Here is a 15,166-nt window from a genome sequence, read left to right as displayed (position 1 = left end):
TTTATATAGAGATAATCGGTATAGAGATAATCAAAGATCGCCGATGGGGGTGGCAATATGGAAATCATCATTAAAGGCAGGCACATAAATGTCACAGATGCGCTTCGCGCATACGCAGAAGATAAAATAGGAAGGATAACTAAATACTTTGACCAGATACAGAAAATAGAGATCGAATTCACCGATGAGAAAAACCCCAGCATTGTAAATTCTAAGACCGTTGAGGTAACTGTTTTCCCAAAGGGGCCTATCCTCAGAGCAAAAGAATCTTCCGGTGATATGTATGCGTCTATAGATATGGTTGTGGACAAGCTTGAAAGGCAAGTAAAACGGTATAAGAACAAGACGTATAAGTCGTCGAAGAGCGCTCCAGGTTTAGGCGAGATTGCAAAAGCAAAAATTGAGGAAGGCGAAGCGGAGGAAAGAGGGCCTAGAATCGTCAAAGTAAAACAAGTTGCGGTCAAACCGATGGTCCCAGAAGAAGCCACCATGCAGATGGAGCTGCTGGGACACGACTTCTTTGTTTTTACCAACGCGGAGACTGAAGAAATTAATGTCGTATACAAGAGAAAAGATCATAACTATGGATTGATCGAACCCATACACGGGAAGGCCTAACGAATTTCGAATGGTGAGATGTCTCACTTGATAAACCATGTGACCGCCGGATAAAACAGTTGTTGCAGTGTATGTAGGGCTTTTACTTTTTTAGCAAGTAAGAACTTAGTTGCAAAGGATATACCATGAGTCCTATGGTCGAGAAGTTTTCGCTCGATGAGATTGAGAACTCGTTGTGTCAGATCGATGCAGTTGAGGCAGCTCGAATAGTCGTAGATTCCGAACAAAATATCGAAGAAATTCATATCCTAGCCGATTCTTCAAGGGGCCCGAAACAATTAGCACGCGATATCGAATCGGTTTTAATGGCAAAGTACGGCCTTCCGGTCAATCACCGCAAGATAAGTATTGCCTTGATAAATACCCAGGATGCGAGGATAGCAAGTTCAAGGCCAAAGCTTACATCGGTTAAACACGAGATTTTTGGCCAGAAGGCGCAGGTTACAGTAACTCTTGAGTATGGCAGCAATAAGTATGAGGGAGTTGAATTAGGACCTGCGTCAAGGGTAGGGCGTCTAAGATTGGTAGCTCTTGCTACCATCAAAGCCGTGGAACAGTTAATTCCAGATTCCTATTGCCTCTCACTTGAGGATATCACCGCTATTAGTTTAGGCAGGGATATGGCAGTTATCGTATCAATTGCTATACTAAGCATAAGCGAAGAGGAGACGGTCATAGGTTGTGCCTTTGTAAAGGGTGACCAGCGCGAGACAATAGTAAAAGCGGTTCTAGATGCTGTAAACAGGCGATTAGGTATTTTGATAACCGCATAAGCTGAGTATTGGACCGACATCAAATATTTTGGACTTAAACTGACTCAACAATTTTAACTTAAACTAGCGGAGCGGTAGTGATCTCTCTAATAATTAGCGGAGGTAGAGAGAAAACCCAAAGAGGAGGTCTTTAAGTGAAGGCTCGTATTTTAATGACTCTTGCCGCCCTCGCAAGCCTAATACTCGCCGGCGGCGCCGGTGGTCGGTTAGGATAATTTGATTTTTGGTGTCGGTCCGCATTTTCTAAATCTAAGATTTAGAAAATGCGGTGAGTTTGCAACCGCAATTATCTAGCAAGTAATAAAGATAATACAAAAGCACCTGAAGTCGTGAAAGATGTCCCGACAAGAGCAAGAGCACTTTTTTATAGCCTTTATGTAGCGGCGATAGTGATTCTGGTTGTGAGTCTGATCATGAAACCAGAAGTACCCTGGACTGAGGTCGCTTTTTTTGCGCTGCTTATATTTATCGCCGACTCGTTTACGATTGGGCTGCCTAAAAAGGCCTCTATCTCAGTTAGCTTCTCGATAATATTTGCAACAATTCTTATGTTTGGGCCGTGGGTCGCCACGATAGCAAGCTTAATTACTGTTGTTAATATAAGTGATATAAGAAACAAGATACCCTGGTATAAGATGGTCTTTAGCGCTTGCAACTACATCATATCCGCTTTTGCGGCGGGGTATGCCTATATGCTTTTCGGTGGCTCTACCGGCAGCATTGCAGCATCTGATTTTCCGTTTATTATCCTTCCGGTAGTTGTCTCATCAACCGTTTTTTTCATCATAAATACCGCCCTGATCGCTCTGGCGGTGGCGTTACTCTATAACGAGTCGGTTATCAATACCTGGCGGTACAATTTCCAGTGGCTGATCCCAAATTACTATGCGCTCGGTATCCTCGGCCTTATTCTTGCTCAAATATATGTGACATCCGGACCGGCAAGCATAATTCTTCTTATCATTCCGCTTCTCATCGCCCGCCAGACTTTTCAGGTTTATATGAACCTAAAAAGCGCTTATGTCGATACAGTAAGTGCGCTCGTCCAGGCGCTTGAGGCAAAAGATCCTTATACGCGAGGTCATTCCGAAAGAGTTGCCAGGTATGCCGAGATGATGGCTAGAGAGCTGAAGCTCCCGGACGATAAGATTGAAACACTTCGCTATGCCGCACTTCTCCATGATATAGGTAAAGTTGGTATTGCCCGCAGGATACTGAACAAGCCAGGGAGGCTTACCAATGATGAGTTTAAGCGTATCCAGGCACATCCTGGAATAGGGGCTGAGATAATAGGAGATATCGATTTCTTAAAATCAGCGGTCCCTGCAGTTTACTATCACCACGAACGGCTAAACGGTACTGGCTATGCTGAAGGGTTATCGGGAGACAGGATACCGCTTCTTGCTCGGATAATGACCGTTGCCGATAGCTACGACGCTATGACATCGACTCGCTCTTACCGACCGGCTTTAAGCGCTAAAGAAGCAGCTGCAGAGCTTGTTGCCTGTAGCGGTAGCCAGTTTGACCCAAGGGTTGTCGAGGCTTTTATAAAAGCCTCAGGTATATCGCTTGAAGACAAGGACTATGAGATAGAGGAGTTGCAGTTAAAAATTGCGATTGAAGATTCCGTATAAACTCATATTATTGCAGGCGTTATCTATGCTCTCGGGGCTTGCAATACTTGTTTATTTCTTGCCGAGGTTTTCGGCAGGGCATATCCTTCCCGTGCTTCTTTTTGCTGCTGCTTTAGCGGGCAGTAGGCTTCTCGATATCCAGTTGCCCCAAGGCGGAAAGCTTCACATTGACACGGCAGTTATCATCGCAAGCATTATTCTCTTTCCAATTTCTGATACTCTGGTCATTATTCTAATAGGCATAATTGCTTCAGCTATCATAAAGCAATTTAAAATTGCTTTAGCCCGAAATGCCTTTCCGCTATCGCTTAAGATTAATGCGACTTTCGCTTCAACGTATGTTTTTTACTACGTTGGCGGAAGGCCTGGAAAGATTGAACCGTTCTACGGACTTTTGTCCCTTTTAATAGCGTGCGGAGTTTATATTTTAATCGATCTTGGTTTAGATCAGCTAACTATTGCTTTTAGAAGGGGGACTCCTTATATCCCAGGTTTTGTATCCGCTATCCGGTTTCTAGGTCCAATATATCTCTCGCTTTCATCTATCGGCATGCTGCTTGCCCTTATGTATAGGGGAATGGGTTACTGGAGTCTTATAGTATTTTTTCTTCCGCTATCGGTAGCGAGGCTATCTTTTAAGTCTTTTCTGGACATCAGAAATGTTTACCGAAAGACTATCGAGGCACTGGCTAATGCAATTGAAGCTCAAAATCCAAGCCGCCATGGCCATGGGCGAAGGGTTGCTAATTACTCAGTGGATATTGCTAAAGAGATAGGGATACACGGTCGCGAATTAGAGCTAATCGGTTATGCTGCACTGCTTCACGATATCGGGCTGCTTGGCGTTGATGAGGACTCCCTTGATCAGCTGCTTGAACAGACGAGCTCCCAAAGCGGGGAAGCTCCCCATGCCATAATGGGTGCTGAGGTTATGGAGCAGGTAGATTTCCTAAAAGACGCGGCAGATATGGTTCGAAAGCATCACTTTCCAATCGATCGCGCAAAATCGCCTGAGGATATTCCAATTGGTGCACGCATCATTAACGCTGCAAGCTGTTTCGACAAGCTTACAAGAGGGGATGCCTTTGAAGAAAAGCTAACATCGTACCAGGCTATAAGTCGGATGAAAAAAGACCAGGGTATGAAATTTGACCCTAAGGTCATAAGGGCGTTAATTAATGTACTTCGCAAGCAGGGCAAACTTATGGAGTATGTCAGCTAAATCTTGCTAGGTTTAAGTCGGAGTTCTTAAGCCTAGCGTTGGAGAGGATAAGGACGCGCCTGATATCCCTGAAAAAGCTAAACAGCAAAACAACGCTCCAAACCGGTCCAACTTACAAGTTCTTGCGAAAACTCGCAAGCTTCAGGGGGCCGTTCCTTCTTAATTAACCTGCTGTTAATTCACGTTTTTTCTCCTCGTATTCTTCTTTACTAATCTCGCCTTTAACATATCTTTCGTTTAAGATTTCAAGGGCACGGCTTGTAGGCGGTGGCCCGCCAGGAGCACCATACCTTCCTGCACTTGCTTGCCTTACTATCCACCAGATCAAAAATCCGAGCCCAGCTAACAATATTAAAGTAAAAATTAGGCTGATTATAAATCCCAGGCCTCCTCCAAAGCCAAATCCTCCACCGGGTCAAAATGGGCATGGCATAACTGACTCCTCCTCTTAAGGCTCCAATGTTTTTAGATAGTTGATTACGTCGTTTAGGTCTTGATCAGACATATGCCAGCGGGGCATATTCAAGCTTAACCTGTTTCCCTCCGAATCGATACCCCGCGTGATAGCACGCTTAATGAGGTTATCTGTAAAAGGTTTATGTCCTTCTTCCAGGCCAGGGGCTTTGCCGGTAAGAACTTTGTATGTAATGTTAGGTGCCTCAAAAGTACCCATCATTACAACCCTACCACCGCGACCATCCGGGCCGTGGCAGGTGGCGCAGCCCCCGCCATGCATCTGAAACCAAAATGGCCCGCCTGTGGTTGTTATAGTATCTCTAGAGCTGGTGCCAGTAAAAAATATCTGCTCGCCGTTGCTTCTAAAGCTTCCCGAAGGAAATGGTGTGCCAGGTCCGCGTACAGGTACCCGGATAGTGCCTGGCTGGGCTGGTGTAAACATATAGTAGTTGACTATAAAAAGTCCGACTAGCCCCACTATTATTAGGATTATTGCGGTTGGCAAAATCCACCTCATTGTTATGCTCCTTTTTACTATGAGGCGTTTGTACCCTTATACGGTTTAGCTAAACGCACGTAAACTGCTGGCTTTAAAGCCGCATCAGCCAGTTATTTTGTAGCCAAATTCTCTCAGATTTATCTTCAATCTTATCTTAAGGGCTTTTTCGCTACTGGTCTTTATAGCTGAATAATGTAAACTCGGGCTTTTCAAAGGTATAAGAGGGTAAAGTAGGGGTAAGCTAGCAGGCTAAAAGTGCTGCGATGATTTATCTTATAGTAGCTAAGTCTGTGCGGATTGATCATTGTTTTGATTCGCTTTCATACTGCTCAGCCATTGCAAGAATCGAGCGCACATAATTTGTGGTTTCTTCATACGGCGGGATTCCACCATACTTTATGACTGCATTTGGGCCGGCATTATATGCCGCAAGCGCATAATCCCAACGCCCAAAGGTTGAGAAATTCTCACTAAGGATTCTTGCGCCAAGCTCGAGTTGGAGTACGGGTGAGTCCTTAAACGTCTCGACATCATAACCCATGGCAGTAATGTTAAACGGCATTACCTGGGTTAAACCTAGCGCTCCTACCCTAGAGCACGCTTTGTAATTCCAGCCTGATTCTTGTTTAATAAGCGCAAAAAACAAGTTTTGCGGGATGGCGTATTTATCAGCAACAGATGCCGCCAGGTCGCGAGTTGACAATCCTTTAATGGCAAACGGACTGGGAGCAGTGGAAGTTGAATCCTGTGATGGCTGAGCCGATACGACATCCTGTTCTGGCGAAGCCAGAACAGTAGAGGTTGCTGTATCGCTTGGGGCCGTTTCGGTTGTTTCCGAGCCTGTAATTGACAGGGGAGTTAGAGATGTAAAGGTTGTCTCTACGGCTGGTACCGTTGCTGTTACCTCGCTAATAAAAAGTGTCTGGGTGGTTTCGGCTGAAAGCGTTTTAGTTTCTTCGGCTGTTGAAGTTGCGTTTATAGTCGATGTTGTATCAAGCGCTGTAACTGCTGCAGCGGTTTTGGGTATTTTAACTGGTTTATTAGTTATGGCTATTGTCTCTTTTTTAGATTCTTTAGGTATCTCGGCTTTAACGCTTTGCTGCGTGGCCACCCAGACAAGCGAGCTTACACACGAGCTGAAAATCAGTGTGCTAATAATTAGTACTACATATCTTGGCATCGTATTCCTTCAATTCTAGGAGATTTCTTGCTACGTTTGCTGACTTCATTATTGCTTAATCAGTAGGGTTATATCTAAGTAGATGTCTAGTGCCAGTATGCTACTTGACTCAAATCGCTCGGCGAGTCAATCCAGTTGTTAAGGCGGTTATGTCAGCCATCTAGCCGGTAATTATGCAACATTCAGGTGGTATTGCTGACTGTAACCATTGCTTGTTTAAACTTAGCCTGATTTTTAATAAGAATCAAGCACTGACCGGTTGTGGTTTTAAAGATATTGTAGTTTACTACAAGCTCAATTAGCTGCGCGAATGAGTTAAGACAACAGCCTTAACATCAGCGATTTGTTCGATTAAGTGCAGTTTTTAAAATTTTAAAAACTAATCATTTTAGCAGGCTTACTTTCATATCATCCATGGCGGGTTTAGTATTCCTTACAGAAATCTTTTGTATGCTTTGTTGTTTTTGTTAACTATGAACCTTTAAAAACATTAAAGACGCAGTTGCCATGCTTTGCAACAGATCGCCCGAAATGCCTTTATTGGCATCCTGACAAAAAGCCTAAGATAATGGGTACTTTAAGAGTGCAATGGACGATATAGAAAATATCTCATATTCTCTTGAAACTGAAAGTGATCTAGACCTTCTAATAGAGCATGCCGGCCACAGGCGCGCGGTATTGATAGGTGGATCGACGCATGGTACGGCCGAGTTTTATAAATGGCGGGCCAATATTACCAAGCGTCTTATTGAAGAAAAGGGATTTTCGTTTGTTTCGGTTGAGGGTGACTGGCCTCATTGCTATGAGGTAAACCGCTATGTCAAGGGCGTAATAAATAGAGGTCTGGAAGCAGAAGATATCCTTTATGTTTTTAACCGCTGGCCAACCTGGATATGGGCAAACTATGAAACTCTGGATTTTATCAGATGGCTTGCAGAATATAATACTGGCATTTCAGATGAGCAAAAGGTTGGGTTCTATGGCCTTGATTTTTACAGCCTGTGGGACTCTCTAAGTATGGCGGTTAAGTACCTGGAGGAAACAGTCCCCGAAGCGGCACAGACCGCCAGGCAGGTTTATCGGTGTTTTGAGCCGCAAAGGCGCGATATCGATGGGCATAAATGGACAATCGCGTTGGTATCCGAATCGTGCGAAGAAGACATTGCGAAGTTTTTAACTTCGCTTCAGCATCTCCCGCCTGCAAAATCTGCGGATACAGAGGAAAGGTTCAATGCAGAGCAAAATGCTCTGGCTGTCGTAGATGCCGAACGGTATTACCGGGTTATGCCGACAGGTGACCCAGATACATGGAACTTGCGTGAGCAACACATGGCAAACACATTCTTTCGGCTACGCGAGTTCCATGGAAAAACCTTTGAAGCAAAAGGGATAATTTGGGCACACAATGCCCATATATGCGATGCTGGGGCTACCGAGATGGCAGATAGAAGTGAGACCAGCGTAGGCCAACTAGTAAGGGAGAGACTCGGGAAGGATGAGGCATACCTTATCGGTTTTGGCACTTTTCAAGGCAGGGTCGTGGCTGCTTATGATTGGGATGCACCAGTAAGAGATATGGAGCTGCCGCCTGCGATATATGGCAGCTGGGAGAGCGTGTTGCACAACCTGGGCGAAAAAAATAGACTCCTTCTTTTTTCACGCCATAAGGCAAGAAATGAGTTGTTTTTGGAAAAAAGGAGCCATAGGACAGTTGGCGTCGTCTACGACCCAAATTCTGAGTTTCCGAATTACATAGAGACGTATCTAGATGAAGCCTATGATGCCTTTTTACATATCGATACAACATCCGCGCTTCATCCTTTTCCGACAGAACCAAAAACAGGAGAAATGCCGGGCACTTTTCCATCGGCGGTATAGCCAGATTTTTTAGCCAAAACGGGTTATAATTGCAATTATGAATATAGAGCGCAGTTTTAAAGAACAGAACAACAGAGATGAAACCAGTTTTTCGGGATACCGTGTTTTAGAGTTTGCCCCGGCAAGCAAGGATACGTTAAAAGAGGTCGCAGAGGTTCTTATTCCCCACGAAGAAGAGATTGTTCGGCGATGGGTAGAAGCACAGTATAAAGCCTACCAACCGCCGACTTACACCCGCCAGGAGATAGAGCAGGTTTTTGGAGATATTTTTCACGATATGCTCTCTTGTATGCTCACGCGGCAGCTTGAGCAATGCATCAAGAATCTAGAGAAAGCTGGTGCGGACCTCGCCCGCAGAGATTTTCCTTATGAGGCTTTAATCATCAGTCTGCACTTTCTTGAGGAAAGCTACTTGCCTTTCTTGCTTAAAAAACCTTCAGATAAAGCGATATATTGGCTATTGCAGTTGGATGAGTTTTTACATGCTGCCCTTGCCGCTATTGCTACTTCTTATTTCCAGGTGTACCGAAAAGCGTTACTTGAAGAAGCCGAAGTTGGACGACTTGTGCAGGAGGGCTTGCTTCCGGATATACCGTCGAAGGCAATAGACCTCGATATAGCTCACATCTATATCCCGTCAGGAGTACGAACTCGGGTTGGGGGAGACCTTGTCGATTTAATTCAAATCGACCCGCATGAAGCTGCTTTTATAGTGGGCGATCTATCCGGCCATGGCCTTGAGGCTGCAACGGATGCCGCTATGCTTCGCTATCTTTTTAGGGGATTTATGCGTGAGCGCACGGGTTTGGTTGAGACCATGGACAGGCTCAATAGGATACTAAAAGATGAGCTTCCGAGCGGGCATTTTGCTACTGCTCTTGCTGGAACATACAAAGAACCCGGTCATCTGAGATTGGTCAGCGCAGGCCACCCAGAGCCTATTCTCTGCACGGATAATTGCCGCCTGTTAGAGCCAGGCGGTATTGCACTTGGAATAGAAGAGGAGGCGGTTTTTTCGCTTTATGAAACCCGCCTGGATATGGAGGGCGTTTTTGTAGCTTATACCGATGGGCTAATTGAGGCACGGGGCAAAGAGGGCTTTTTTGGCGTCGAAAGAGTCACCGAGATTGCCAGCCAAAAGAAACACTTATCAGCTGGCGCAATTGCCGAGAATTTAAAAGATGAGGCAATCCGCTTTACTGGTGGCAGGCTTACCGATGATGTCGCAATTTTAGTTCTAAAAAGGGTTGGATTACCCAGCACTAAATAGCTATTTAGTGCTGGGTAATTGGCACGTCCTTTAAGTGCTATATCTACGGCAGCTATACAATCTAAATCTTACCGGTCAGCATATAATCCCAGTATATTGGCATCATGCCCTGAGTCATAAACGTCCAGCTGGAAGAAGACTCTTGGGCCGGCGATAGCGATTGTTCATAATCAAACTCCGCGAAAATAGCTTTACCAAACCCAGTGAGAATCGGGCAGGAGACTAGGCCGCTGTAGCTTGCCGCTGTTTCTTCACCCTTGATTTTAGCAATCAGGTTAAATGTGATGACTTCGGCCTGCTTCTTTGCGCCTGAGGCTGTCTTTGATGCAGGGATGCCGCTTGCATCGCCTACCGGATAGATATTGTCATGGCTGTCAGATACAAGCAAGTGCTTGTCGGCACGGATAAAGTTGCTTGCATCGGCTATATCTGAGTCTTCGTATACGGTTTGTCCCTCATTGGGTGGTATGACGACCGCTATATCATAAGGCACTTCTGTACCTTCCCAGGCTTTGATAACTTTCCTCTCGACATCGATGATTCCCGGGTTGAACTTAGGAACCGCATTGAGCCCGCGCTCTGCAAAAATCTGGTCGAACTTACTCTTGTATGGTTCGCGGGTAAATACCGAGGCAAGAGTTGACGTCACGGTTATATTTACCTTGTCTCTTATGCCTTTTCTTCTGAAGTAATCATCGGCCATAAGCGCCATCTTTATTGGAGCACCCGGGCATTTAAACGGCATTGGGGGCTGCACAACAACGAAGTTTCCACCTTCGAACTTTTCTATCGCTTCCCTCAAGCGCAGCGCGCCCTCAAAGGTGTAAAAGTCGTGAATACCGTTTTTGCCTAGGTTTTCCTCAAGGCCGACTATATCATCAAGCACCGGCCTTGCACCCGTTGCGAGAATCAAGTAGTCATAGTCAAGTCTTTGCCCGCTTTTTGTCTCGATGTAATTCTCGTCGGTATTTAAGCTGGCAAGCTCATCTTTTACAAGACTACATCCCTGCGGGATCACTTCTTCGATGGGCCTTTTAATTTTTTCAGGGCTCTCGACACCGAATACCACTAGAGTAAATGCAGGCTGATAAATGTGATAATCGCTCGGCTCAACGATCGTTATCTCGGCCTCCTCGGGCGTAAGCTCATTTCTCAGCCGTGCGGCAGTCATTATACCGGCGCTGCCACCGCCAATAACCAAAATCTTAGTCATCCCAGCTACCTCCAAAATTGCAACCCATATATTATCTGACAATCGTTTTACCAATAATGTACTGAATTCTATATTAGGCATTAATAGTTAATATTTCAACAAATAACCTTAAAATAGTTTGCGAATTCCGAGGTAAACGGTAGTATTTATAATACTGCCAATAAATATAGGCGCTGATTTTGTGAAAGTATTAGCAAATTTCACTCTGCATATGACGATTTTAGAAGAATGTATTTTGAAATCTGCCACTCTGCCTGTTAGTTAATTTTTAACTGCGGTATGAAACAAGAAGGGAGCTAGTTCTATCAAGATAATCTAAGTGAGGGAGTTAAAATGACTGCTCTTATTGTTTATGACTCAAAATACGGAAACACGCAAAAGATTGCAGAAGCAATCGGCAGCGTTTTTGGGCAGGGTGGGAGGGTCGTTCACGTGGATGACTTCAACCCAGAGATGTTAAAGGGAGTTGATATTTTAATTGTTGGTAGTCCAATCCACGGATGGAGACCGTCAGAGCCGACAAAGAAGTTTCTTGATAAGCTTAAAGGGCAGAATCTATCTGGGATGGCTGCAGCAGCTTTCGATACCCGCTTAAAATCGATTTTCTCCGGCAATGCCGCAAGGCGAATCGCTCAGGTGCTTAAACAGGCGGGCTGCCAGGTAGTGGTGCCGCCACAGGGATTTATTGTAAGTGGTTCGGAAGGTCCCCTTGCCGAGGGCGAACTAGACAGAGCAAAGGATTGGACGAAACAAGTTATCGATGCAAGTGGGCAGCCGGCCACGCGTCGCATAGCTTAATCCTCTAACGCAGTTTGCATAAGAGCGGCCGTTTACACACTTATAAATATTTTTAAAAACTGCAGATATTGTAGGACGGTTGAAACGCTCTGGGAAAAGGGAAAATTGCAATTAGAGATAACCAAGGTGAATAATCCAGTGTATCAGCACAAATTGATAGGAGCCTATAAATATATGTCGGCGGAGCGAGAGATTATATGAAGCGCATAGCGGTAGTTACAAGCGGAGGAGACGCACCCGGCATGAATGCTGCCGTGCGGGCCATAACAAGGGTGGGCATTGATACTGGCAAAGAGGTGTTTGGAGTACGCAGAGGTTATGCGGGTTTGATAGAAGACGACATCATTCCCCTTACCATGCGTAATGTAAGTGGGATATTGCAACTCGGGGGGACCTTTCTTGGTACTGCTAGAAGCGAAGAGTTCAAGGCCGATGTGGCGCAGCACAGAGCTATCGATAATCTTCGGCGCCGGGGTATAGAAGGTCTTATAGTAATTGGTGGCAATGGCTCCCAGATGGGGTCCTATGCACTTTGGCAGAAAGGCTTACCGGTAGTTGGCGTGGCATCGACTGTTGATAACGACCTTTATGGGTCAGATATCTCAATTGGGGTTGATACCGCATTAAATATCATCATCGAATCAATAGACCGCATTAAGACGACCGCTGAATCGCATGCACGTGCTTTCTTAATTGAGGTGATGGGCAGGCACTATGGATATCTTGCACTGATGTCCGGTATTGCTGGCGGCGCGGAAGTAGTGGTAACTCCAGAACTTGAGATCGACCCCGAAACTATTGCGGGTGAGTTGCGCTCGGCTTACGAGCGGGGGAAAAAATATGCGCTTGTTGTAGTTACAGATGGAGCTAAAAATAACGCGGAGGAGATCGCAAAGTATTTTAGAGACCACGGCGAAGAGATCGGCTTTGAATTAAGGGTGACAATTTTAGGTCATGTCCAGCGCGGGGGCTCGCCGACTGCCTTCGATCGTCTTCTAGCTACCCGGCTAGGCGCTGCAGCAGTCAACCTCTTAATCGAAGGCAACTATGGAAAGCTTGTAGGGTGGATAGATGGTCAAGTAGCATACACTTCGCTTGATGAGGTGATTTCAAACAAGAAAACGCTAGATATAAATCTATGGCAGCTTGCCCAAATTCTTGCAGAGTGATCGCGTTACCAGACCAGCGCTCTCAAAATGGAGTAGTGATTATATTTGCTATAAGCTTCTGAAAATCGAGAGAACGATGTAGGCCAGATAGCCAGACAAGAACAAAAACCCCTGCCATCTGTCTAGCGTATGCTTCTGCCCGACAAACATAAAAGCAAAAAACAAAAAAGACGATACGATTAAGAATAGAAGGTCGGTATTAATGCCTTTTGGGAGCACAACCGGGGTGATAATGGTTGTTATGCCTAAGACAAATAGGATGTTGAGGATGTTGGATCCGACTATGTTTCCGACCACAAGATCGCTGTCTCCTCTCAAAGCAGCCCTGATGCTTGTTATTAGCTCAGGCAGTGAGGTGCCGAAAGCAACAATGGTTGCTGAGATCAAAAACTCGGGTGCCCCAATACTTCTTGCTATTGACACAGCCCCGTTTACCGCCCAAACACCACCCACATAAAGTCCTATAATACCAACAACGATGTATATCGTCGTTTTCTTAGGGGTGAGAAGTTCGATTTCCAGCTTCTCATCAACCAGGTTTGTCCTATATTTTATGGCTGAGTTGTATAGGTAGAATAAGAAAACTACAAAACAGAATAATAAAACTATCCCGTCGGCTTTGGCAATGTAAGACGGCCCTGTTTCTTGCATTGGTGGTATATTGGAGATGACAAGCAAAACCAGGGCAGCTAGAAGATTAAAGGGAATTTCTCTCCAAACTGTGGAGTGGGCTATCCTTAGCGGGTTAACCAGAGACGCCGTTCCCAGTATTAAGAGGGTGTTGGCAATGTTGCTACCAACAACATTGCCGAAAGCCACTCCTGTAGCACCTCTTAAGGCTGAGATAACGTTGATTATGAATTCTGGCAACGATGTGCCCAGTGCCACAACAGTAAGACCAATTATCAAGCTTGGTATACCCAGCCGCTTTGCAAGGGAAGTTGAACCATCTATAAGATAGTCGGCACCCCTGACCAATAAAGCTAAGCCTATGACCAAATATACGTAAGCCATATCTACATAGGTACCCCAAAGTGTAGCGCAGCCCAAACTGAATACAGAAAGTAACTCTTGCGCCTTGCTTATACTTTGCACCTGTTTGGGTACAAAGTATCCGACATGTTACTTCAGCATGCAAAGAAGGAATGGTTATGTATAAGAAGTGTAAGCATAAAGGGTTCATTAAAAATTTTACTGGCCTTGCGAAAGCCGTTATATTGCTGGCCATTGTTGCCGGTATACTGCTCACTTCATGCAGCGCTCAGCGTGAAACTGGCGCTACATCAACTACTACATCGCGTGATGACACTGGCACGGAGAGTTTTTCGTTTAGCGAGGTTACCGATGTTGCAAAACAGGTCAGCCCATCGGTTGTCAGTATTGGTATAAGGAGGCAGCCACAAGGTACACCTCAAACAGGTACAGTGACCGGAATTGGCTCTGGCGTTATATATAGAAGGGATGGCTATATTATAACCAATAACCATGTTGTGTCGGGGGCGACAGATATTGTGGTTATTTTAGGAGCCGATGAGGTAGGGGCCAGGTTAATTGCTGCGGATGCTGATACCGATATTGCGGTTATCAAGGTTGACAGGAATAACTTAAACGCGGCTAAGTTTGGCTCAGTAAAAGACCTTCAAGTCGGCGATCCGGTTGTCGCCATCGGCAGTCCTTTTGGATTTGAGCACACGGTGACCTTTGGTATTATAAGTGCGCTCAATCGAAATCTGACGATTCCGGCCGACCAAGCTGGAGGTGGTGAGGTTCTGACTGACCTTATTCAAACGGACGCCGCCATAAATCCGGGCAATAGCGGTGGTGCGTTAAGTAATACCAGTGGCCAGGTTATCGGGATAAACACGCTTATTGTATCGGGCAGTGGTGCATTTAGCGGTATCGGCTTTGCTATTCCAGCGGATACCGCAACAAATGTTGCTGACCAGCTTATAAAAAACGGTAGGGCCAGCCACCCATATATAGGTATAACCGGGCGCAATGTCGGTGAGCTACCGTTGAGGGAAAATGCCGGTGTTAACCAAGGTGTGCTGGTAATTGATGTTGTTGCCGGAGGTCCAGCGGCAAGAGCTGGCCTGCGGAGGGGAGATATAATTACTTCAATCAACGGCGAGCCCGTTGAGGATATCGCTGACCTTATTGCTCAGATCAGGGAACACAAAGTCGGTGATACCATCGAGCTAACCTATGTTAGAAATGGCGCTAGGAATACAGTTAAAGTAACGCTTGCAGAAAGGCCAGAACAATAATTTCTACGCGGCACACCAAAGGGAATCGGGCCTGGGGAAGAGCGGAATCAACAGCGCAATAATCTTCTGAATCAGCTTCTTTGTTTCACCAGTAAAACACTCTGTTTAAGGCTTTGATTGTCATGTAGGCAACCCCTCTTTTCTTTTCTATTTTAAAAAGGCGTTGTATTATGCGTAAGGTTTGTTGGT

Annotated in this window: 14 protein-coding genes; 9 read left to right on the top strand and 5 right to left on the bottom strand. The window is 45.4% G+C overall.

Features of this window, described 5'->3' with window-relative positions; genetic code table 11:
- Positions 1 to 57: 57 nt before the first annotated feature.
- The 4 genes from raiA to K6T91_00145 all read left to right on the top strand — a co-directional run bounded on the left by raiA (position 58) and on the right by K6T91_00145 (position 4,247).
- Entirely contained in the window at positions 58 to 618 is a 561-nt protein-coding gene (gene raiA / locus K6T91_00160; protein MCL6471214.1) for a ribosome-associated translation inhibitor RaiA, read from the top strand.
- A 125-nt stretch (positions 619 to 743) separates the two neighbouring features.
- Positions 744 to 1,391 carry a hypothetical protein gene (locus tag K6T91_00155; protein MCL6471213.1) on the top strand — a complete coding sequence of 216 codons (648 nt, stop codon included), beginning with the start codon at positions 744 to 746 and terminating at the stop codon, positions 1,389 to 1,391.
- 329 nt (positions 1,392 to 1,720) lie between these two features.
- Positions 1,721 to 3,025, top strand: a complete 1,305-nt coding sequence (locus K6T91_00150) for an HD-GYP domain-containing protein (GenBank protein ID MCL6471212.1) — start codon at positions 1,721 to 1,723, stop codon at positions 3,023 to 3,025.
- Positions 3,003 to 4,247, top strand: coding sequence for an HD domain-containing protein (locus K6T91_00145; protein ID MCL6471211.1), 1,245 nt, complete (start codon positions 3,003 to 3,005; stop codon positions 4,245 to 4,247). The genes K6T91_00150 and K6T91_00145 overlap by 23 nt, the downstream gene beginning before the upstream one ends.
- A 163-nt stretch (positions 4,248 to 4,410) precedes the next feature.
- On the opposite strand, the gene K6T91_00140 is transcribed toward K6T91_00145, so the two are convergent.
- The 3 genes from K6T91_00140 to K6T91_00130 form a co-directional block, all read right to left on the bottom strand.
- A complete protein-coding gene (locus K6T91_00140) occupies positions 4,411 to 4,632 on the bottom strand; it encodes an SHOCT domain-containing protein (protein ID MCL6471210.1) in 222 nt (73 codons plus the stop codon).
- Between the two features lie 63 nt (positions 4,633 to 4,695).
- The gene (locus tag K6T91_00135; GenBank protein ID MCL6471209.1) at positions 4,696 to 5,220 is read right to left on the bottom strand and encodes a cytochrome c; all 525 of its coding nucleotides are present in this window, start codon (positions 5,218 to 5,220) and stop codon (positions 4,696 to 4,698) included.
- Positions 5,221 to 5,503: 283 nt separating this feature from the next.
- Positions 5,504 to 6,382 (bottom strand): transglycosylase SLT domain-containing protein, encoded by an 879-nt coding sequence (locus K6T91_00130; protein ID MCL6471208.1) that lies wholly within the window; start codon positions 6,380 to 6,382, stop codon positions 5,504 to 5,506.
- 588 nt (positions 6,383 to 6,970) lie between these two features.
- On the opposite strand from K6T91_00130, the gene K6T91_00125 reads away from it, so the two are divergent.
- Complete coding sequence (locus K6T91_00125) at positions 6,971 to 8,260, top strand: erythromycin esterase family protein (protein MCL6471207.1); 1,290 nt, start codon at positions 6,971 to 6,973, stop codon at positions 8,258 to 8,260.
- Positions 8,261 to 8,297: 37 nt separating this feature from the next.
- Positions 8,298 to 9,530, top strand: a complete 1,233-nt coding sequence (locus K6T91_00120; protein MCL6471206.1) for a serine/threonine-protein phosphatase — start codon at positions 8,298 to 8,300, stop codon at positions 9,528 to 9,530.
- A 61-nt stretch (positions 9,531 to 9,591) separates the two neighbouring features.
- On the opposite strand, the gene K6T91_00115 is transcribed toward K6T91_00120, so the two are convergent.
- Positions 9,592 to 10,743: an NAD(P)/FAD-dependent oxidoreductase gene (locus tag K6T91_00115; protein ID MCL6471205.1), complete on the bottom strand. Its 1,152-nt coding sequence runs from the start codon at positions 10,741 to 10,743 to the stop codon at positions 9,592 to 9,594.
- A 333-nt stretch (positions 10,744 to 11,076) separates the two neighbouring features.
- On the opposite strand from K6T91_00115, the gene K6T91_00110 reads away from it, so the two are divergent.
- Together K6T91_00110 and pfkA are read left to right on the top strand one after the other, a co-directional pair.
- Positions 11,077 to 11,541 carry a flavodoxin family protein gene (locus K6T91_00110; GenBank protein MCL6471204.1) on the top strand — a complete coding sequence of 155 codons (465 nt, stop codon included), beginning with the start codon at positions 11,077 to 11,079 and terminating at the stop codon, positions 11,539 to 11,541.
- Positions 11,542 to 11,738: 197 nt separating this feature from the next.
- Positions 11,739 to 12,710 carry a 6-phosphofructokinase gene (gene pfkA / locus K6T91_00105; GenBank protein ID MCL6471203.1) on the top strand — a complete coding sequence of 324 codons (972 nt, stop codon included), beginning with the start codon at positions 11,739 to 11,741 and terminating at the stop codon, positions 12,708 to 12,710.
- Between the two features lie 48 nt (positions 12,711 to 12,758).
- Here the strand turns inward: pfkA and K6T91_00100 are convergent, their stop codons facing one another.
- On the bottom strand, positions 12,759 to 13,724 hold the full coding sequence (locus K6T91_00100; GenBank protein MCL6471202.1) for a calcium/sodium antiporter: 966 nt from the start codon (positions 13,722 to 13,724) through the stop codon (positions 12,759 to 12,761).
- Positions 13,725 to 13,861: 137 nt separating this feature from the next.
- Between K6T91_00100 and K6T91_00095 the strand changes: the two genes are divergently transcribed.
- Positions 13,862 to 14,977 carry a trypsin-like peptidase domain-containing protein gene (locus K6T91_00095; protein MCL6471201.1) on the top strand — a complete coding sequence of 372 codons (1,116 nt, stop codon included), beginning with the start codon at positions 13,862 to 13,864 and terminating at the stop codon, positions 14,975 to 14,977.
- Positions 14,978 to 15,166: the final 189 nt, after the last annotated feature.

Source organism: Bacillota bacterium, assembly GCA_023511485.1.
Lineage (GTDB): Bacteria > Actinomycetota > Aquicultoria > Aquicultorales > Aquicultoraceae > CADDYS01.
Note: the sequence above shows the minus strand (reverse complement) of the source record. Positions and strands in the feature narration are given on the sequence as shown.

Bases quoted from the DNA above. Each gene is read 5' to 3' on its own strand.
- raiA (MCL6471214.1), top strand. From the start codon at position 58: ATGGAAATCATCATTAAAGGCAGGCACATAAATGTCACAGATGCGCTT.
- K6T91_00155 (MCL6471213.1), top strand. From the start codon at position 744: ATGAGTCCTATGGTCGAGAAGTTTTCGCTCGATGAGATTGAGAACTCG.
- K6T91_00135 (MCL6471209.1), bottom strand. From the start codon at position 5,220: ATGAGGTGGATTTTGCCAACCGCAATAATCCTAATAATAGTGGGGCTA.
- K6T91_00130 (MCL6471208.1), bottom strand. From the start codon at position 6,382: ATGCCAAGATATGTAGTACTAATTATTAGCACACTGATTTTCAGCTCG.
- K6T91_00125 (MCL6471207.1), top strand. From the start codon at position 6,971: ATGGACGATATAGAAAATATCTCATATTCTCTTGAAACTGAAAGTGAT.
- K6T91_00120 (MCL6471206.1), top strand. From the start codon at position 8,298: ATGAATATAGAGCGCAGTTTTAAAGAACAGAACAACAGAGATGAAACC.
- K6T91_00115 (MCL6471205.1), bottom strand. From the start codon at position 10,743: ATGACTAAGATTTTGGTTATTGGCGGTGGCAGCGCCGGTATAATGACT.
- K6T91_00110 (MCL6471204.1), top strand. From the start codon at position 11,077: ATGACTGCTCTTATTGTTTATGACTCAAAATACGGAAACACGCAAAAG.
- pfkA (MCL6471203.1), top strand. From the start codon at position 11,739: ATGAAGCGCATAGCGGTAGTTACAAGCGGAGGAGACGCACCCGGCATG.
- K6T91_00100 (MCL6471202.1), bottom strand. From the start codon at position 13,724: ATGGCTTACGTATATTTGGTCATAGGCTTAGCTTTATTGGTCAGGGGT.
- K6T91_00095 (MCL6471201.1), top strand. From the start codon at position 13,862: ATGTATAAGAAGTGTAAGCATAAAGGGTTCATTAAAAATTTTACTGGC.